Genomic DNA, 19543 nt, shown 5'->3' with positions numbered 1-19543 from the left:
AGAATCACAGCACAGAAAGGAAGCAGCCATGGAAAAAATCAAAATGACAACGCCACTTGTAGAGATGGACGGAGATGAGATGACACGGATTCTCTGGAAAATGATCAAAGACGAACTGTTGTATCCGTTTATCGATCTTAAGACGGAGTATTATGATCTCGGACTGGAACACCGCAATGAGACGGACGATCAGGTTACCGTAGATTCTGCAAATGCAACGAAAAAGTACGGGGTTGCTGTAAAATGTGCGACGATCACGCCGAATGCCGCCCGTATGACGGAGTATCATCTCAAGGAGATGTGGAAGAGCCCGAACGGAACAATCCGCGCCATGCTGGACGGAACGGTGTTCCGTGCACCGATTATTGTCAAGGGGATCGAGCCGTGCGTGAAGAACTGGAAAAAGCCGATCACGATCGCGAGACATGCATACGGCGACGTCTATAAGGCGAGCGAGATGAAGATTCCGGGACCGGGCAAATGCGAACTGGTCTACACGGCGGAGGACGGAACCGAGACAAGAGAGCTGATCCACAATTTTACCGGTGCGGGCGTGGTGCAGGGACAGCACAACCTCTGCAATTCCATCGAGAGCTTTGCGAGAAGCTGCTTTAACTATGCGCTTGACACAAAGCAGGATCTGTGGTTTGCAACCAAGGATACCATCTCCAAAAAATACGACCACACCTTCAAGGATATTTTCCAGGAGATTTATGACAGCGAGTATGCGCAGAAGTTCAAAGATGCCGGAATCACATATTTCTACACACTGATTGATGACGCGGTGGCGCGTGTGATGAAGTCGGAGGGCGGCTATATCTGGGCGTGCAAGAACTATGACGGCGATGTGATGAGCGATATGGTATCCAGCGCGTTCGGTTCGCTGGCAATGATGACCTCCGTGCTTGTCACACCGGACGGAAAGTACGAGTACGAGGCGGCGCACGGAACCGTACAGCGCCATTACTATAAGCATCTGAAGGGGGAGGAGACCTCCACGAACTCCGTCGCAACCATTTTTGCATGGACGGGCGCACTCAGAAAGCGCGGAGAACTGGACGGCAGTCACGAGCTGGAAGAGTTTGCCGACAAGCTGGAAAAAGCTTGTGTTAAGACCATCGAGGATGGTAAAATGACAAAAGACCTTGCGCTGATCACAACCATTTCTAATCCGGTTGTATTAAACAGTGAAGATTTTATCAAGGCAATTCGCAGCACGTTAGAAGGAATGTTATTGTTATGATTTTATCCTGTCAGAATATTTCCAAGTCATTCGGGACAGACGAAATTCTCAAAAATGTAAGTTTTCATATCGAAGCAAATGAAAAAGCAGCGATTGTCGGCATCAATGGTGCCGGCAAGTCTACGCTACTTAAAATTATTATGCAGAAAGAGACGCCGGATACCGGTGAGGTGATCCTTGCAAAAGACGCCACCATCGGCTATCTGGCGCAGTATCAGGATGTGTCCGGGCACCGGACCATCTACGAGGAAGTCCTTGACGCAAAGAAGAACATCATCGAGATGGAGGAGCGTCTCCGCGGGATGGAGGCGCAGATGAATGCGCTCACAGGGCAGGAGCTTGAAGCGCTTCTGGACGGGTATCACCGGTTGAGCCACGAGTTTGAACTGCTGGGCGGCTATACCTACCGCAGTGAAGTGACGGGAATCTTAAAGGGACTTGGCTTTGTGGAGAGTGAATTTGACCGGCAGATGAGCGAACTTTCCGGCGGACAGAAGACGCGCGTGTCACTGGGCAAGCTCCTTGTGACAAAGCCGGATGTCCTGCTTTTAGACGAGCCGACCAACCATCTGGATATGGAATCGATCCAGTGGCTGGAGGGATTTTTGATGAACTATAAGGGAGCGGTCGTGATCGTGTCGCATGACCGCTATTTTCTGGACCGCGTCGTCACCAAAGTGGTGGAGATTTTCCAGCATCAGGGGTATGTCTACCAGGGAAATTACACGGAATTTGCGAAGAAAAAGGCGAAGATCCGGGAAGATCTGTTAAAGCAGTATTACAACCAGCAGCGGGAGATTAAGCACCAGGAAGAGGTCATCACAAAGCTCAAGTCTTTTAACCGCGAGAAATCGATTAAGCGGGCGGAGAGCCGTGAAAAGATGCTGGATAAGATCGAGCGTCTCGAAAAGCCGACGGATGAGAACACGGACATCCATATTGTGCTCGAGCCGGATGTGACAAGCGGTAATGATGTTCTTACGGTGGAGCATTTAAGGAAAGCGTTCGGAACACATACGCTGTTTGACGATCTCTCTTTTGAGATTAAGCGTGGGGAGCGCGTGGCGCTGATCGGCAATAACGGAACCGGCAAGACGACGATTCTTAAGATCATCAACGAACTGCTTCTGGCGGACGGCGGAACCATCGTGCTCGGGTCGAATGTGCACATCGGGTACTACGATCAGGAACATCAGCTGCTCCATATGGAGAAAACGATCTTTGAGGAGATTGCGGATGACTATCCGCAGTTAAACCACACGAAGATCCGCAATGTCCTGGCGGCGTTTTTATTTACGAACGATGATGTATTCAAGCGGATTGCAGACTTAAGCGGTGGGGAGCGCGGGCGCGTCTCCCTTGCCAAACTGATGCTTTCCGATGCGAATTTTCTGATTCTGGATGAGCCGACCAACCATCTGGACATCACATCCAAAGAGATTTTGGAGTCGGCGTTAAACCAGTACACCGGAACCGTCTTTTTCGTGTCGCACGACCGTTATTTTATCAATCAGACCGCAACCCGGATTCTGGATTTGACGGGAGGGACGATTGTCAACTATATCGGGAATTACGATTACTATCTGGAAAAACATGACGAGCTGACCCGGATCTATGTGGAGGCGGAGCCGAAGGCGCAGGCGGCGCAGATGACGGAACAGACCGTGGCGCAGGACGGAAGTGGAACAGACAAGAAAGCGGACTGGCAGACGCAGAAAGCCGAGCAGGCGCGCATCCGCAAGCTTGAGAATACGCTAAAGAAGGCGGAAGAGCGCATTGCCGAGCTGGAGGATCTGATCGCCGGCATTGATGAGGAGTGCGCAGATCCTGCCAATGCAACCAATTCCGCGAAGCTCGGCGAGCTGACCGGCAGACAGAATGAATACCGGAGCGAGCTGGAAAAATGCTACGAGGAATGGGAGCAGGTATCGATGGAGCTTGAGTCGTGAGGGATGCCGTCTGGTTGTTAAATTTTTGACACATTGACAGATATCTGGTTTATCACTATAATAAAAGAGATGTTTTGATAGAAAGGTGGGCATCACCATGCAGGAAAAAGAAATATCACAGGCTGTCATTCGTCGAATGCCGCGGTATTACAGATATCTGGGAGAATTGCTGGACGCCGGGGTAGAACGTATTTCTTCAAATGATCTGAGCCTCAGGATGAATGTCACCGCATCCCAGATTCGTCAGGATCTCAATAATTTTGGGGGATTTGGCCAGCAGGGATATGGATATAACGTAAAATACCTATATGAGGAAATCGGCAAGATTCTAGGACTGAACCAGCAGCACAATATTATCGTGATCGGTGCCGGAAATCTCGGGCAGGCACTCGCCAATTACGTGAAGTTTGAAAAGCTTGGATTTATGATCATCGGACTGTTCGATGTCAATCCGGCGTTGGACGGTGTGACTGTGCGCGGGATCAAGATCCGTATGCTGGATGAGCTGGAAGATTTCTGTAGAGAGAACAAAGTAGACATTGCAGCGCTTACCATGCCGAAGGAAAAAGCGGACGCCATTGCCAACCGTCTGGTCGGTCTTGGCATTCATGCGATCTGGAATTTTGCACATGTGGATCTGGAATTGATCAATAAGGACGTTGTTGTGGAAAATGTCCATCTCTCGGACAGCCTGATGCAGTTATCCTACAATATTGTGAAGAATCAGCGCGCCAAAGAGAACAGCCGTCAGACAGATTAAAAGAGGTCCTGCATAGCAGGATCTCTTTTTTACTCTATAGGGAACTTTGTTCCAGTGTTTTACTGAAATAAAATGCCGGGTGTGATGCCGGCAGGCGGGAGGGAAAAGATGCGATATATCGTAAACAGCCGGGAGATGAATCTTTATGACAGCCGGACAATCGAGGAATTTCATATGCCGCAGGCAGTGTTGATGGAGCGGGCGGCGTTTTCCTTTGTGGAGACACTGCGCCGGGAAAAACGGAATACGTCAAGAACACTCGTCGTCTGCGGCAGCGGCAACAACGGCGGAGACGGCTATGCGATCGCCAGAATACTCATGCAGGCGGGAAACACCGTCGATGTATTGGAAGCGCCGCACACAGGAAAAGCGTCCGTCGGCAATCAGCTCCAGAAGAAGATCTTTCTTGCGTACGGCGGTAAGATCCTCACGGAATTTCCGGAGGGGAAGTCCTACACGCTCGTGATCGACGCGGTATTCGGCGTGGGATTATCGCGCAGTGTGGAGGGAGAATACGCATCGTTAATCGACCGGATGAATGCCATGGAAGGGGCGAAGGCGGCGGTTGACATTGCTTCCGGCATTTCGGCGGACAATGGAAATGTGCTGGGAACCGCTTTCCGGGCAGATCTGACGGTCACATTCGCGTTTGAAAAGGTGGGATGCCTGCTGTGGCCGGGCAATCAGTACGCCGGGAAAGTCGTTGTGGCGGATATCGGGATTACGCCGGATGCATTCGGGGAGCGCAAACCGGCGGTGGCAGCGTTAGAAGACGCGGATCTGTCCCTTCTTGCCGCAAGGGAGAGCCACTCCAACAAGGGAACGTTCGGCAGACTTCTCGTGATTGCCGGAAGCCAGGGAATGTCCGGAGCGGCATATCTTTGCGCGAAAGCCGCATATGCAAGCGGCTGCGGGCTGGTGCGCATTTTTACACCGGAGGAAAACCGCGCCATTTTACAGACGCAGCTTCCGGAGGCGGTAATCACGGCATATTCCTCCAAAAAGGCGGAGGCGCCGCAGCTTTTGGAGGCAATGAGCTGGGCGGACACGATCGTGTGCGGACCGGGGATCGGCACGCCGGATACGGCTGCGGGGATGGTTCGCACAGTGATCAAGAATGCGGCGGTTCCGGTGCTTTTGGATGCGGACGCGCTGAATGTGATTGCAAAAGATACAAACCTGCTGCTTCTGCCGCACACGGAACTCGTGGTGACGCCGCACCTTGGAGAGATGAGCCGGCTGACGGGGGATTCGGTGGCGTATCTGCAGAATCATCTGATTGAGGCGGCGGATGAATTCGCAAGACAGTATAATGTGATCTGCGTCTTGAAGGACGAACACACGGCTACCGCGATTCCGTACAGCCAGACATGGCTGAATGTATCCGGCAATGCCGGGCTTGCAACGGCGGGAAGCGGGGATGTCTTAAGCGGTATCATCGGCGGACTGATGGCGCAGGGAATCCGTGTGGAGCAGGCGGCGCCGCTCGGCGTCTACCTGCACGGAAAGGCGGGCGAAGCGGCAGGTGCGCGGCGCTCCATGCGCGGCATGACGGCATCGGACATTCATGACGGAATGTGCGAGATCCTGGCCGGACTGGAACAGACGCAGTCACAGCCGGGAAAAGATGGCATATCATAGTGTTGGGAAAATAAAAACAAAATGGAATACACCCGTGAAAAATGGCAATACTATCCGTAAAAGATCCAGAGAGAAATGGAGTGGAAAGTATGGTAATTCGACGTGGGGATATCTTTTATGCAGACTTGCGACCGGTGGTCGGCTCGGAACAGGGCGGTGTGCGGCCGGTGCTCATCATACAGAACGATGTTGGAAACAGACACAGTCCGACGGTCATCTGCGCGGCAATCACATCGCAGATGAATAAAGCAAAGCTTCCAACACATGTGGAGCTTGACAGCCAGAAATATGCGCTGGTCAAGGATTCCGTGGTGCTGTTGGAACAACTGCGGACGATCGATAAGACGAGACTGAAAGATAAAGTGTGCCATCTGGATCACCAGATCCTTGTGAAAATAGACAAGGCGCTGGAGATCAGTCTGGAACTCTATACATAACTTGACTATTATGCGCGAAAATGTTATGATTTCTGATGTTTTAGTGTGTAATACCGGAGACACGAAAGAAAGGATACTATATGGATGATGGTTGCAGCCCCACTGTGGGCATCCTCATTTTTGCAGGATTTGTCATATTAGATTTTGTGGTTTTTGGCTTTATCGCCGCCATGCAGAATTTGAATGAGGCTGCCATAGAACGTCTGGCGGGAGAGGAAGACCGCGGTGCGAGACTTCTGCGGCGCTATACGGATAAGAATGAACGATATACGCATGTCTGCGAACTGGTGGTTTTAATCGTGCATATGCTGCTCGGTTTTCTGGAGGTACCGCTCTGGCGCGCGTATTTTCTGCCGGAAGATGTGGGAAGCGTCATGTCGGTACTTGTGGATGTCCTCATTTTTGTGATCCTGATTCTCATTGTGCTGGTGTTTGGAATCTACACGCCGCAGAAAGTGGCGTCCAGAAAGCCGGAAGCCTGGGCACTGCGTCTGGCGGGACCGGTACATGTGGTGGAGCTTCTTTTTTACCCGATCATATTCCTGACGGACGGTTTAGCCAACCTTCTGGCGCGCGTGTTCGGCGTTGATCCGTTAAGCGATACGGATGATGTGACGGAGGAAGAGATTATCTCCATGGTAAACGAGGGTCACGAGCAGGGTGTGCTCCTTGCAAGCGAGGCGGAGATGATTCATAACATCTTTGAGTTTGGCGACAAGGAAGCCAAGGATATCATGACGCACCGCAAGAATATCTGTGCGCTCGACGGAACCAGAACGTTTCGACAGGCCCTGGAGTTCATCAAGGAGAACAACTATTCCAGATTCCCGGTGTTTCTGGACGACATCGATAACATTATCGGTGTCCTACATATCAAGGAGGCTCTGGAACTGAGCCTGGATGCGGCGGTTTATGACACGCCGGTCTCTAAGATCAAGGGTCTGATCCGCGAGGTGGACTTCATCCCCGAGACGCGCAACATCAATTCCCTGTTTGCCATGATGCAGGCAGCCAAAAGTCATCTGGTGATCGTGGTGGATGAGTACGGACAGACGGCAGGCATTGTTGCGATGGAAGACATTCTGGAAGAGATTGTTGGAAACATCGAGGACGAGCACGACGAGGAGACGAACATGGTCGAACTGCAGCCGGATGGAAGCTATCTGATGAGCGGTATGGCTCCGTTTGACGAGGTTGTGGAAGTGCTGGGAATTCCGCTGGATGAAGAGGACGATTTCGAGACGTTAAACGGTTTTTTGATCTCACTGATCGATAAGATTCCCAGCGACGACGAGGTGTTTTCAACAACCGCATACGGGTATCTGTTTGAGATCCTTTCTGTAGAGAACAAGATGATCCAGAAGGTACACGTGATCAAACTTCCGGAGGAGAAGGCTTCGGAAGTCGAACTGGCAGACGGGACTTGCCAGAATGAAGAATAAATGTTAAAATAATAAACCGGATTTCAACAGAAAAGAGGAAAAAACATGTCAGGACATTCAAAATTTGCCAACATTAAGCACAAGAAAGAAAAAAATGATGCGGCAAAGGGAAAGATTTTTACCATTATCGGAAGAGAGATTGCTGTTGCAGTAAAAGAGGGCGGTCCTGACCCTGCCAACAACTTCAAGCTGGCACAGGTCATCGCCAAGGCAAGATCCAACAATATGCCGAACGATACGATCGAGCGCGGTATCAAGAAGGCTGCTGGAGACGGCAACTCGGTCAATTACGAATTCTGTACTTATGAAGGCTACGGTCCGAGCGGAACCGCCATCATCGTAAAGTGCCTGACGGACAATAAGAACCGTACGGCTGCGAATGTGCGCAACGCGTTTACAAAGGGACACGGCAGTATCGGTACACAGGGCTGTGTATCTTATATGTTTGATGAGAAGGGACAGATTATTGTCGCAAAGGAAGATTACGAGGGAGATGCGGATGAGCTGATGATGCAGGCTCTTGACGCAGGAGCTGAGGATTTTTCCGAGGAGGAAGACAGCTACGAGATCCTTACAGCGCCGGACGATTTTGAGGATGTCCGCAGAGCGTTGGAGGATGCAGGTATTCCGATGGCAGAAGCTTCTGTGACCATGCTTCCGCAGAACTATGTGGAGCTAACAGCGGAGGAGGATCTGACCAACATCAACCGTATTCTGGATCTTCTGGATGCAGATGATGATGTGCAGGAAGTATTTCACAACTGGGATGAATAATAAATTTACAAAGAGAGGGCAGACCATAACAGATGGTTTGTCCTTTTTTTGTAAAACGCTGGAATTGTAGGGTGAAATGGTATATCATAATATTGTATATGCTTTCTGCGAAAAACAGGATGTTTCCGATACAAGGAGGTTTTTATGAAAAAAATACTTTTTGCAGCTTCTGAGTGCGTTCCGTTTATCAAGACCGGGGGACTTGCGGACGTCTGCGGCGCGCTTCCCAAGGAATTTGACAAGGAAGAGTGGGATGTGCGGGTGGTTATTCCGAATTATAGCTGTATTCCGGAAAAATACCGCAGCCAGTTTGAGTATGTGACGCATTTTTATATGAGCGCCGGGACTTATATCCAGGACAAGTACGTCGGGGTTCTTCAGTATGTGCTTGATGGCATCACCTACTATTTTATCGATAATCAGGAATACTTTAACTGCATCGTGCCTTATGGGGACATCCGGTTTGACATTGAGAAGTTCTGTTTTTTTGACAAGGCGGTACTCTCCATTTTAAAACAGATCAATTTCCGGCCGGATCTGATTCACTGTCACGACTGGGAGACGGGACTGATTCCGGTTTATCTGAAAAATGAGTTCCAGGCGGACTCCTTTTACTGGGGCATCAAGTCGGTCATCACGATCCACAACTTAAAGTTCCAGGGAATCTGGGACATGAAGACAATGCAGGGACTGACCGGTTTCTCGGCGGATCTGTTTACGCCGGATAAGCTGGAGTTCCAGAAGGACGCCAACATGTTAAAGGGTGGACTGGTGTATGCGGATTACATCACGACCGTCAGCGATTCCTATGCGAATGAGATTCAGACGGAGTATTACGGGGAAGGGTTAAACGGTCTGCTCTCGGCAAGACATTACGACATGCAGGGAATTGTAAACGGAATCGACTATACGGTTTACAATCCGAAGACGGATCCAAAGATCTATGTCAATTACGACGCCGCAGATTTCCGCAAGAAAAAGCCGTCCAATAAGATGAAGCTGCAGGAGGAACTGGGACTTGCCGTCGACAAGAAAAAATACATGATCGGCCTGATCTCAAGACTGACGGACCAGAAGGGACTCGATCTCATCAATTACGCGATCGACCGCATTGTGGACGACTATACGCAGTTCGTGGTCATCGGAACCGGTGATCCGCAGTACGAGAATATGTTCCGCCACTATGCATGGAAGTACGGCGACCGTGTCTCGGCGAATATCTGCTACTCGGACGAACTTGCCCACAAGCTGTACGCGGCTGCGGACGCGTTCTTAATGCCGTCGCGGTTTGAACCGTGTGGACTGACGCAGTTAATCTCTTTCCGTTACGGCACGGTGCCGATCGTGCGTGAGACGGGCGGACTCCGGGATACCGTAAAGCCGTACAATGAGTACGAGAACACCGGAGACGGATTCTCGTTTGCAAACTATAACGGAGACGAGATGTTAGGCGTGATCAACTACTCCAAACATATCTATTTTGACCGCAAGAAGCAGTGGAACCAGATGATTGACCGCGGAATGGCAAACGACTATTCCTGGAACAATTCCAGGGGACGCTATGAGGGATTGTACCGCTATCTTCTGGGAGAAGTGTAGCGTGAACTGACATAATATGACGCTGGATGATACATACTAAGCAGGGTGCAATTTTGCACCCTGCATTTTTATGCAATTAGTAAAAAGAGAAGACCGAAGGAGAAGGAGAAACTATGTCAGAAAAACAGGAACAGAAAAATGAGGATATCCGGGAATTCGGACAGGTTGCGTTAAATAACAACCGGGAGAACAACCGGATCTCACTTTTAACGATTATAGGAGAGATTGAGGGACACGATTGTCTGCCGGCGACGACTAAGACAACCAAGTACGAACACGTGCTTCCGAAGCTGGCGGAGATGGAGGACAACCGGGATACGGAAGGAATCCTGCTGCTCTTAAATACAGTCGGCGGCGACGTTGAGAGCGGACTCGCCATTGCAGAGATGATTGCGTCGATCAGCAAACCGACGGTATCGCTCGTGCTCGGAGGAAGCCATTCGATCGGCGTGCCGCTCGCTGTCTCCACGGATTACTCGTTTATTGTCCCGTCGGGCACCATGGTGATTCATCCCGTGCGCATGAGCGGAACTGTCATAGGAGCCAAGCCGACCTACGATTATTTTAAACAGATGCAGAACCGGATTTTAACCTTTATCGCGTCGCATTCAAAGGCGGGGGAAGAGCGTCTGGAGGAACTGATGATGAACACGGGAATGCTGACAAAAGACCTTGGAACCATTTTAGTCGGGGAGGAAGCGGTTCGGGAAGGGCTGATCGATGCCGTGGGCGGAATCGATGCCGCGTTTTTAAAACTGCATGCGATGATTGATGCCGCAAAGGGAAAAAATTATTAAGAAACCTTTTAATGACAACCGCCCTCAAATATGTTAAAATTGGTCATGTATGTATAAGTTTGACAGATTTTTACGAATCGGATAAGGAGGCTGCCATGTCATTATTACAGGCGATCTTGATGGGCATTATACAGGGACTGACCGAGTTTTTGCCGGTGAGCAGTTCCGGGCATCTGGCACTTTTTAAAATACTGTTTGATGTCAATACCGACACGGGAATTTTATATGATGTACTGCTTCACGTCGGTACATTGATTGCAATCTCCCTGGTATACTACCGGGACATCTTAAAACTGGTGGTAGATGGATGCTGCATCATCCGCGACGCCGGATACAATGTGATTGTCTTCTTCCGGAATAAGACCGGCAAAGAGCAGATGGCGTATCGACGCGTGATCAACAGCAGCTACCGCAAATTTGCCATGCTGATTATCGTATCGACAATACCGACTGGAATTATCGGCTATTTCTGCAAGGATGTCGTGGAGATGGCTTCCGAGATTCTGATTGTTCCAGGCATCTGCCTTATCGCAACGGCAGTGTTGCTTTTGATCGCGGATCACTGCAAGGACGGCGACAAACTTCCGAAAAACGTCACCTACACGGATGCGTTTTCTGTCGGAATCGCACAGGGAATCGCAACGCTTCCGGGACTTTCACGCTCCGGTACGACGATTACCGCCTGCCTGCTTGCGGGTTATCAGCGCAATTTTGCCGTGAAATACTCGTTTTTGATGTCGATACCGGCGATTCTTGGCGCGCTTGTTCTCGAATTAAAGGATGCCACAGACCTGGCGGTGTCGGGAACGGAGGTTGTCTACTATGTGATCGGTATGGCGGTCGCGGCGGTTGTGGGATATGTCTGCATTAAGACGATGCTTGTCATCGTCCGCAAAAAGAAGTTCACTGTTTTTGCCATCTACTGTCTGCTCGTTGGCGCATTGTCCATCGGCGGGTATTTTTATCTGGCATAACGGTTTTGGAGGTTAGTAAGTTTTGGCAACAGGGAATAAAAAGAGTACATCTGGGAAACGAAAGGCACAGACAAGCCGGAAGGGAAGTACAGGACGGAAGAAAAAGACGGCTGCACAGCAGCAGGAGGATTTTACCAGGGAGGTCATTCTCTGGATCATTGTAGCGGTATCTATTTTATTATTTATCAGTAATTTCGGAATCGGGGGAACCATCGGCAATGCAGTGAGCAGGTTCTTTTTTGGCGTCATGGGACTGATCGCGTATGTGTTCCCGGTGCTTCTTCTTGTCGGTACTTTTTTTGCCGTGTCGAACAGGGGCAACCGGGTGGCAACCGTAAAGCTTGTGGCGATGATTCTGTTTGATCTGTTCTTATGTATGCTGATCGAACTGCTGACCAAAGGGTCTGCGGTTGACGGTGCCGCTGCGGCATACAGCTACAGTTTTGAGCACCGGACGGGAGGCGGCTTCATCGGCGGACTTCTGGCATGGATTTTCTGCCCGAATTTCGGTCTGGCTGGTTCTTATGTGATCGATGCGATCATGTTAATCATATCGCTGGTGTTAATTACAGAGCGCTCTGCGCTTCGCGGAATGCAAAAAGGCGGGAAAAAGGTCTACGAATCCGCGCGCAGCGGAAATGAACGCCATAAGGAACGCGTGAGAATCCAGCGGGAAGAGCGGGAGCAGCGCAGAGAGGAACAGGCATTAAGGCGGATGGATCGCAAGGTGGAAGGGGTTGCCATTGACACCCGGGTGCTGCCGCGGCAGAATGTCATTGAACATTCCGATGAGATCAGTGAACTGAATGCGGAGGATTATCTGGAGATGCCGGAGGTACGGGAAGAAAAGATTGTGCCTCTCACGTCGGACGGCGGATATCCGCCTGCAGAGAATCTGACGCCGTCGGCGTTCTCAGACGAAGCGCTTGCGGCTGTGACACCGGAGGCTTCACAGAACATATCTGCATGGACTCCGGAAACGGAGACTGCACAGGGAGCATCCTGGAATACTGCGCCGGCGGAAGCATCGTGGGATGTGGCAACAGAGCCGGAAGATCCATGGAGCACTACAGCCTCGCAGGAACAGAAAGATCCGTGGAGCAGCGCAGCCGAACCGGAAGATCCGTGGAGCACTGCATCTGCGCAGGAACAGAAAGAATCATGGGGCAGTGCGGCCGGACCAGAAAACGCATGGGAGGCGGCTGCGCCGAAAGTACAGCTGAAAGAGCCGCAGGAAGCATCGGCAGCCGTATCGCCCGCAGAGACAAAGGCTGTGTCCGGCATCGGGGAAAATGCCGGACATACCACATCTGCACCTGCGGCATCCGGTGAAAGTGTGTCGGCGGAGCAGATGCCTCCGGAGCGTCCGTATGTGTTCCCTCCGGCAGATCTTCTGACAAAGGCGGCAAACAAAGCCGGGGATTCCAGACAGCATCTGCAGGAGACGGCGATGAAGCTGCAGCAGACCTTAAAGAATTTCGGCGTGAATGTCACGATTACCAACATCAGCTGCGGTCCTGCCGTGACGCGCTATGAACTGCAGCCGGAGATGGGAGTAAAGGTCAGCAAGATTGTCAATCTGGCCGACGACATCAAGCTGAATCTGGCAGCGGCGGATATTCGTATCGAGGCACCGATCCCCGGAAAGGCGGCGATCGGTATTGAGGTTCCGAACAAAGAAAACGTCATGGTTTCTTTTAGAGAACTGGTAGAGTCGGAAGAATTTAAAAAGCATCCGTCAAAGATTTCTTTCGGCGTCGGAAAGGACATCGGCGGAAAGGTGACGGTGGCGGACATTGCCAAGATGCCGCATCTTCTGATTGCCGGTGCGACGGGTTCCGGTAAGTCCGTATGTATCAACACGATTATCATGAGCATCCTCTACAAGGCGAACCCCAAAGAGGTCAAGCTGATTATGATTGATCCGAAGGTTGTGGAACTGAGTGTCTATAACGGCATCCCGCACCTGATGATACCGGTGGTCACCGATCCGAAAAAAGCGGCGGGTGCACTGCACTGGGCGGTGGATGAGATGACAGACCGTTATCAGAAGTTCGCCAATGCCTCGGTGAGAGACTTAAAGGGCTACAATGCGAAGATCGAATCCCTGCCGACGATCGAGGGCGATCCGAAGCCGGAAAAGCTGCCGCAGATTGTGATTATCGTGGACGAGCTGGCGGATCTTATGATGGTATCGCCGGGCGAAGTCGAGGAATCCATCTGCCGTCTGGCACAGCTCGCAAGAGCGTGCGGCATTCATTTGATCATTGCGACACAGCGTCCGTCGGTCAATGTCATTACCGGTCTGATCAAGGCGAATATGCCGAGCCGTATCGCCTTTGCCGTGACTTCGGGCGTGGATTCGAGAACCATTCTGGATATGAACGGCGCCGAGAAGCTCCTCGGCAAGGGAGACATGCTGTTCAGCCCGCAGGGAATTCCAAAGCCGGTGCGTGTGCAGGGCGCATTTGTATCGGATGAGGAAGTATCTGCCGTTGTAGGGTTTATCAAGGAACAGAATGGTCAGGTGACCTACAGTGCGGAGATGGAGGAGAAGCTGAGCAACATGGAATCCGCCAACACCACCGTAGCGATCGATTCCAGCGCGGATGCAGGGGACGGCAGGGACGTTTATTTTGCAGATGCGGCGCGCCTTCTCATGGAGAAGGAAAAAGGTTCCATCGGCATGCTTCAGCGGTATTTTAAAATCGGTTTTAACCGTGCAGCCCGCATTATGGATCAACTGGAGGAAGCGGGTATCGTAGGTCCTGAGGAAGGCACAAAGCCGCGGCGGGTTTTAATGTCGCCCGAGCAGTTTGAGCAGTACGAAGAGGAATATCTGTAACAGGATTCATATAAAACATACAAAGCCGCTCTGGCGGCGGAATGGAGGAGACATTATGAAAAGTGATATTGAAATTGCACAGGAAGCCCAGATGGTACATATTCGCGAGGTGGCTGCAAAGCTTGACATCCCGGAGGATGATCTGGAATTGTACGGAAAGTACAAGGCAAAGCTTTCGGACGAGCTGATCCGTCGGGTTTCCGACAGAAAAGACGGGAAACTGATTCTTGTGACCGCAATCAATCCAACGCCGGCGGGAGAGGGAAAGACCACCACGAGCGTCGGCCTCGGCGAGGCATTCGGCAGACTTGGGAAAAGGGCGGTCATCGCGTTAAGAGAGCCGTCCCTTGGACCGTGTTTTGGAATCAAGGGAGGTGCAGCCGGCGGCGGATACGCGCAGGTTGTGCCGATGGAGGATCTGAATCTGCACTTTACCGGTGATTTCCATGCAATTACCTCCGCCAACAATCTCCTGGCGGCTCTTCTGGACAACCATATCCAGCAGGGCAATGAGCTTGGAATTGATCCGCGGCAGATCGTCTGGAAACGCTGCATGGATATGAACGACCGTGTCCTCCGTAACATTGTCGTCGGTCTGGGAAGCAAGATGGACGGAATGGTAAGAGAAGATCACTTTGTCATCACGGTTGCGTCGGAGATTATGGCTATTCTTTGTCTGGCTGACGATATGCATGACTTAAAGCGCCGGCTCGGACGGATTATCGTCGCATATACGTTTGACGGAAAGCCGGTGACCGCGGACGATCTGAAAGCGACCGGCGCGATGGCGGCACTGTTAAAGGACGCGCTAAAGCCGAACCTGATCCAGACGTTAGAGCACACGCCTGCCATTGTTCACGGAGGTCCGTTCGCCAATATTGCGCACGGATGCAACAGTGTCCGTGCTACAAAGACAGCCTTAAAGCTCGCGGATTATGTGATTACGGAGGCCGGCTTTGGCGCAGATCTCGGCGCTGAAAAATTCTTCGATATCAAGTGCCGGAAAGCAGGACTGGCACCGGATGCCGTTGTGCTGGTTGCAACTGTGCGTGCACTCAAATACAACGGCGGCGTGGCGAAAGCGGATCTTGGCACAGAGAATCTGGACGCGTTGAAGAAAGGAATTGTCAACCTGGAGAAGCATATTGAGAACCTGCAGAAGTTCGGTGTGCCGGTTGTGGTTACCTTGAACTCCTTTGTCACAGACACAAAAGCGGAGACGGATTACGTGGAGCAGTTCTGCAGAGAACGCGGATGTGAGTTTGCACTTTCCGAGGTCTGGGAAAAGGGCGGTGAAGGCGGCATTGAGCTTGCCAACAAGGTGCTGCTTACACTGGAGCAGAAGGAAAGCCATTTCAAGCCATTATATCCGGATGATATGAGCCTTGAGGATAAGATCGCAACTGTTGCGAGAGAGATTTACGGAGCCGACGGAGTGACCTATTCCGCAGCTGCCAAAAAGGAACTGAAGAGAATTACCGATATGGGAATGTCATCCTTCCCGGTCTGCATGGCAAAGACACAGTATTCTCTTTCGGATGACCAGACGAAGCTTGGAAGACCGAACGGTTTTACCATCAATGTGCGCGAGGTTTACGTATCGGCAGGAGCCGGCTTTGTCGTTGCAGTTACCGGTTCGATCATGACGATGCCGGGACTTTCCAAGAACCCGGCGGCGTACGGTATTGATGTCAATGATGACGGAGTCATTACCGGATTATTCTAAGAGACAGAATGGAGGATACGTATGACACAGATCATTGACGGAAAAAAGATTTCACAGGAGATCAAGGACGAACTGCGCGAGCAGGTTGCGGAACAGAAAAAGCTTGGAAAAGAAGCAGCGCTTGCAGTGATCCAGGTAGGAACCGATCCGGCTTCCAGCGTGTATGTCAATAACAAAAAGAAAGCCTGCGCCTATATCGGCATCGGTTCCCTGTCCTATGAACTGCCGGAGGAGACGACGGAGGAAGAACTTCTTGCGCTTGTGGAGAAGCTGAATGGTGATGCTTCGGTAAACGGAATTCTGGTGCAGCTTCCGCTTCCGGCACAGATTGACGCAGACAAAGTGATTCGTGCGATCGCACCCGAAAAGGATGTGGACGGATTCCACCCGGAAAACGTTGGAAAGCTTGTGATCGGGGAGCCGGGATTTGTCTCCTGCACACCGGCGGGAATCATCCAGCTCTTAAAGCGCTCCGGAATTAAGATGGAAGGAAAACATTGTGTGATAATCGGCAGAAGCAATATCGTGGGGAAGCCGATGGCACTTTTAATGCTACGCGAGAATGCCACGGTCACCATTGCACATTCCAAGACACAGAATCTGCCGGAACTTTGCAAAACGGCGGATATCCTGATCGTTGCAATCGGAAAGCCGCAGTTTATCACGGCAGATTACATCAAAGAAGGGGCGGTTGTCATCGATGTGGGAATTCACCGCGATGAGAACAACAAGCTGTGCGGGGATGTCAGATATGATGAGGTTGCGCCGCATACGTCGGCGATCACACCGGTTCCGGGCGGAGTAGGGCCTATGACCATTGCAATGCTGATGCATAATTGTGTGGAGTCCATGTTGCAGTAACAGATGTAGAATCCATATGGATGAAAGAGTGAGAGGAATCGTTTCATATGAAATGTGCAAAGTGTGGGGCAGAGATCAAAGAGGGATGTATCTACTGCTCCGTGTGTGGAAATGCGGTACAGATTGTGCCGGATTACAGTGTGTTGGAGGATGACTATCTGCGTTCTCTTCTAAAAGAGGAGGAATCTGCCGGGAAGGAACCGGCGCCGGCACAGGCAAAGCAGCAAAAGCCCAAACAGCCGCAGAGGAAGAAAAATCGCCGGCTGCCATTTCTCATCGGGGGAATTCTGCTGGTGCTTCTCGTTCTGGCGGGAATTCTGATTAAGGCTGCAATTGATCACCGGAATGCCAATTCTTACGACTATCAGATGGAACAGGCGGCCATGGCGGCTGATGCGCAGAATGACGGGGAGGCACTTGACTATTACGAGCGTGCGCTGTATCTGTATCCAAACGATATTACCGCGCGTGAGAAGATGATTGAAATCTATGAAAAACAGAAAAATACCGATGCGGCAATGGTGCTCCTGATTGAGATCATAAAGCTTGATCCTGCCAATGAGGACGCATACAGAGATCTGATCGCTATCTATGATGCGAGGGAAGATTACGACAGCATTCTGGATCTGGAAGCGGAGGTCGATGCCGAGGATCTTAAGAATAAGGATAAGATTCTGGATTTGTTTGCGGATTACATGACATCTGCACCGCTGATTACGGATCCTGAGGGAGATGTGCCGTCCGGAAAGTATGATGAGGCGCTCGAGGTAGAGATTGCGTCGACAGACGGGGATGCCATCTACTATACGATCAATGGAGATGAGAACGAACTGGATGCCAAGACCGGAACGAGGTATTTTGTCGGAAACCCGCTCGTCTTTGATGAGAGTGGCAAATATACCATCGCGGCGGTCTGCCGGAACGATAAGGGAATCTACAGTTCCGTGACGTATGCCGATTTTGAGATCGAACTTGCACCACCGGATTTTGCAGAGGTGTCGCCGGACGGAGGCCGTTTTTATGAGCCGACACTCGTGACGCTGACCGCAGAGGATGGATGCAGCATTTACTATACCTGGGACGGAACCGATCCTACCACGGCGTCTGCGCGCTACACGGAGCCGTTTGAGGTGCCGGAGGGCAACAATGTCCTGTCCGTACTTGTGGTGGACAAAAAGACGGGATTGGACAGCGGTGTTTACCGTGCCAATTTTATCTATTACCCGTAAAAAGGAATTGCCGCAATAAGCATAACCTCTTTGGGGTGATAAGTAATATTATAAGAAACATACTTGGAGATTTCATGTGGAAATGCAGATGGAAATTCGTTTGAGAAAAATGTGAGTATTTCTTCCAGCCGAATGTTTGCATCGGATTCCGTGTCTCTTCCACGTTTGAACACTCCCGGAGTGTGTCCGCCAAATCAGAGACAATGAGCAAACTTTCTAGTGGCGGCTAATGCTGCTGCTTCACAGACACTATAAAATCGCGCGAACCGAAACTCGCTGCCATCTGCTATTGAAAATAAGGCAGATGGCAGCGAGTTTCGGTTCGCGCGATTATGTTTTATTCAGCAGCGGCAAAAGCGCCACACGAAAGTTCTTAAATTGTCTCATGATTTGCGGACACAGTCCGTGGAGTGCTCCAAACTTGGAAAGACATGGATCATCGCAGATTGCAAACATCCGGCTGGTTAGAAATGCCACATTTTTTGAACCGAATTTTCATCTGCATTTCCATCTGAAATCCCACGGTGTGGTCTTTTAATAATATTACTTATCAGCGCAAAGTACAATACGCTTATTGCGACAATCCCCTTTTAGAAGATCACTCGTCGTCCGCCGGTAAAAATTCAACGTGGTCCGTATCCATTGCACCGACTCTGGCAAGTGCATACACTTCGGTTCCCTGATCAACCAGCTTTTCACGTCCTGGCTGGAAAGACTTTTCCACCAGAACGCCGAGACCGGCGATGGTCGCATGTGCCAGACGCAGAAGACGGATCGCTCCGGTCGCAGCCTCACCGTTTGCAAGGAAATCATCGATGATTAAGACGTGATCCTCCTCGGAGATGTACTTCTTGGAGAGCGTCAGCTCGTAGTTCGTCTCTTTGGTAAAGGATGTGATCACAGTCTGGTAGAGATTATCATTTAAAATCTGAGAAGGCTGCTTCTTCAAAATTACCATAGGAACGCCCAGCGCAGATGCGGTCATGAGTGCAGGAGCAATTCCAGAACTTTCGATAGTAACCACTTTCGTGATGCCTCTGCCTTTAAAATGTGCGGCAAATGCCTCCCCGATCTGTGCCATGAGCACCGGATCCACCTGATGATTGATAAAACTGTCTACCTTAAGAATGTCTTTGTTTAATGCCTTTCCCTCGGAAAGAATCTTTTCTTCCAGTAATTTCAAAATCGTCACCTCTCAATAGTATATTTGATGGTTCTATTGTACCATAAGTCGCTGCATGAAAGAAGTGCTGTTTTGGAGAAATG

15 protein-coding genes are annotated in these 19543 nt (G+C 50.8%); 14 read left to right on the top strand and 1 reads right to left on the bottom strand.

The window, feature by feature from the left end:
- Positions 1 to 28: 28 nt before the first annotated feature.
- From RHOM_RS07680 to RHOM_RS07615, 14 genes are all read left to right on the top strand, one after another.
- Positions 29 to 1243, top strand: a complete 1215-nt coding sequence (locus tag RHOM_RS07680; RefSeq protein WP_014079725.1) for an NADP-dependent isocitrate dehydrogenase — start codon at positions 29 to 31, stop codon at positions 1241 to 1243.
- On the top strand, positions 1240 to 3192 hold the full coding sequence (gene abc-f / locus RHOM_RS07675) for a ribosomal protection-like ABC-F family protein (RefSeq protein WP_014079724.1): 1953 nt from the start codon (positions 1240 to 1242) through the stop codon (positions 3190 to 3192). The genes RHOM_RS07680 and abc-f overlap by 4 nt, the downstream gene beginning before the upstream one ends.
- Positions 3193 to 3289: 97 nt before the next feature.
- Positions 3290 to 3952, top strand: a complete 663-nt coding sequence (locus tag RHOM_RS07670; RefSeq protein WP_014079723.1) for a redox-sensing transcriptional repressor Rex — start codon at positions 3290 to 3292, stop codon at positions 3950 to 3952.
- 108 nt (positions 3953 to 4060) lie between these two features.
- Entirely contained in the window at positions 4061 to 5593 is a 1533-nt protein-coding gene (locus RHOM_RS07665; protein ID WP_014079722.1) for a bifunctional ADP-dependent NAD(P)H-hydrate dehydratase/NAD(P)H-hydrate epimerase, read from the top strand.
- 89 nt (positions 5594 to 5682) lie between these two features.
- Complete coding sequence (locus RHOM_RS07660; RefSeq protein ID WP_014079721.1) at positions 5683 to 6030, top strand: type II toxin-antitoxin system PemK/MazF family toxin; 348 nt, start codon at positions 5683 to 5685, stop codon at positions 6028 to 6030.
- 80 nt (positions 6031 to 6110) lie between these two features.
- Positions 6111 to 7472 (top strand): hemolysin family protein, encoded by a 1362-nt coding sequence (locus tag RHOM_RS07655; protein ID WP_014079720.1) that lies wholly within the window; start codon positions 6111 to 6113, stop codon positions 7470 to 7472.
- A gap of 45 nt (positions 7473 to 7517) precedes the next feature.
- Positions 7518 to 8246 (top strand): YebC/PmpR family DNA-binding transcriptional regulator, encoded by a 729-nt coding sequence (locus RHOM_RS07650; RefSeq protein WP_014079719.1) that lies wholly within the window; start codon positions 7518 to 7520, stop codon positions 8244 to 8246.
- Between the two features lie 144 nt (positions 8247 to 8390).
- Complete coding sequence (gene glgA, locus RHOM_RS07645; RefSeq protein WP_014079718.1) at positions 8391 to 9845, top strand: glycogen synthase GlgA; 1455 nt, start codon at positions 8391 to 8393, stop codon at positions 9843 to 9845.
- A gap of 113 nt (positions 9846 to 9958) precedes the next feature.
- Entirely contained in the window at positions 9959 to 10642 is a 684-nt protein-coding gene (locus RHOM_RS07640; RefSeq protein WP_014079717.1) for a ClpP family protease, read from the top strand.
- Between the two features lie 95 nt (positions 10643 to 10737).
- Complete coding sequence (locus RHOM_RS07635) at positions 10738 to 11616, top strand: undecaprenyl-diphosphate phosphatase (protein ID WP_014079716.1); 879 nt, start codon at positions 10738 to 10740, stop codon at positions 11614 to 11616.
- 22 nt (positions 11617 to 11638) lie between these two features.
- The gene (locus tag RHOM_RS07630; RefSeq protein WP_014079715.1) at positions 11639 to 14461 is read left to right on the top strand and encodes a DNA translocase FtsK; all 2823 of its coding nucleotides are present in this window, start codon (positions 11639 to 11641) and stop codon (positions 14459 to 14461) included.
- Between the two features lie 55 nt (positions 14462 to 14516).
- Positions 14517 to 16187: a formate--tetrahydrofolate ligase gene (locus RHOM_RS07625; protein ID WP_014079714.1), complete on the top strand. Its 1671-nt coding sequence runs from the start codon at positions 14517 to 14519 to the stop codon at positions 16185 to 16187.
- Positions 16188 to 16208: 21 nt separating this feature from the next.
- Positions 16209 to 17048 carry a bifunctional methylenetetrahydrofolate dehydrogenase/methenyltetrahydrofolate cyclohydrolase FolD gene (gene folD / locus RHOM_RS07620; RefSeq protein ID WP_014079713.1) on the top strand — a complete coding sequence of 280 codons (840 nt, stop codon included), beginning with the start codon at positions 16209 to 16211 and terminating at the stop codon, positions 17046 to 17048.
- A gap of 47 nt (positions 17049 to 17095) precedes the next feature.
- Positions 17096 to 18277, top strand: a complete 1182-nt coding sequence (locus RHOM_RS07615; protein WP_014079712.1) for a chitobiase/beta-hexosaminidase C-terminal domain-containing protein — start codon at positions 17096 to 17098, stop codon at positions 18275 to 18277.
- Positions 18278 to 18875: 598 nt separating this feature from the next.
- Here the strand turns inward: RHOM_RS07615 and RHOM_RS07610 are convergent.
- Positions 18876 to 19460, bottom strand: a complete 585-nt coding sequence (locus tag RHOM_RS07610) for a xanthine phosphoribosyltransferase (RefSeq protein ID WP_014079711.1) — start codon at positions 19458 to 19460, stop codon at positions 18876 to 18878.
- Positions 19461 to 19543 lie beyond the last annotated feature (83 nt).

Source organism: Roseburia hominis A2-183 (genome assembly GCF_000225345.1).
Lineage (GTDB): Bacteria > Bacillota > Clostridia > Lachnospirales > Lachnospiraceae > Roseburia > Roseburia hominis.
Note: the sequence above shows the minus strand (reverse complement) of the source record. Positions and strands in the feature narration are given on the sequence as shown.

Coding starts and splice junctions, on each gene's coding strand:
- RHOM_RS07680 (WP_014079725.1), top strand. CDS start 29: ATGGAAAAAATCAAAATGACAACGCCACTTGTAGAGATGGACGGAGAT.
- abc-f (WP_014079724.1), top strand. CDS start 1,240: ATGATTTTATCCTGTCAGAATATTTCCAAGTCATTCGGGACAGACGAA.
- RHOM_RS07670 (WP_014079723.1), top strand. CDS start 3,290: ATGCAGGAAAAAGAAATATCACAGGCTGTCATTCGTCGAATGCCGCGG.
- RHOM_RS07665 (WP_014079722.1), top strand. CDS start 4,061: ATGCGATATATCGTAAACAGCCGGGAGATGAATCTTTATGACAGCCGG.
- RHOM_RS07660 (WP_014079721.1), top strand. CDS start 5,683: ATGGTAATTCGACGTGGGGATATCTTTTATGCAGACTTGCGACCGGTG.
- RHOM_RS07655 (WP_014079720.1), top strand. CDS start 6,111: ATGGATGATGGTTGCAGCCCCACTGTGGGCATCCTCATTTTTGCAGGA.
- RHOM_RS07650 (WP_014079719.1), top strand. CDS start 7,518: ATGTCAGGACATTCAAAATTTGCCAACATTAAGCACAAGAAAGAAAAA.
- glgA (WP_014079718.1), top strand. CDS start 8,391: ATGAAAAAAATACTTTTTGCAGCTTCTGAGTGCGTTCCGTTTATCAAG.
- RHOM_RS07640 (WP_014079717.1), top strand. CDS start 9,959: ATGTCAGAAAAACAGGAACAGAAAAATGAGGATATCCGGGAATTCGGA.
- RHOM_RS07635 (WP_014079716.1), top strand. CDS start 10,738: ATGTCATTATTACAGGCGATCTTGATGGGCATTATACAGGGACTGACC.
- RHOM_RS07625 (WP_014079714.1), top strand. CDS start 14,517: ATGAAAAGTGATATTGAAATTGCACAGGAAGCCCAGATGGTACATATT.
- folD (WP_014079713.1), top strand. CDS start 16,209: ATGACACAGATCATTGACGGAAAAAAGATTTCACAGGAGATCAAGGAC.
- RHOM_RS07615 (WP_014079712.1), top strand. CDS start 17,096: ATGAAATGTGCAAAGTGTGGGGCAGAGATCAAAGAGGGATGTATCTAC.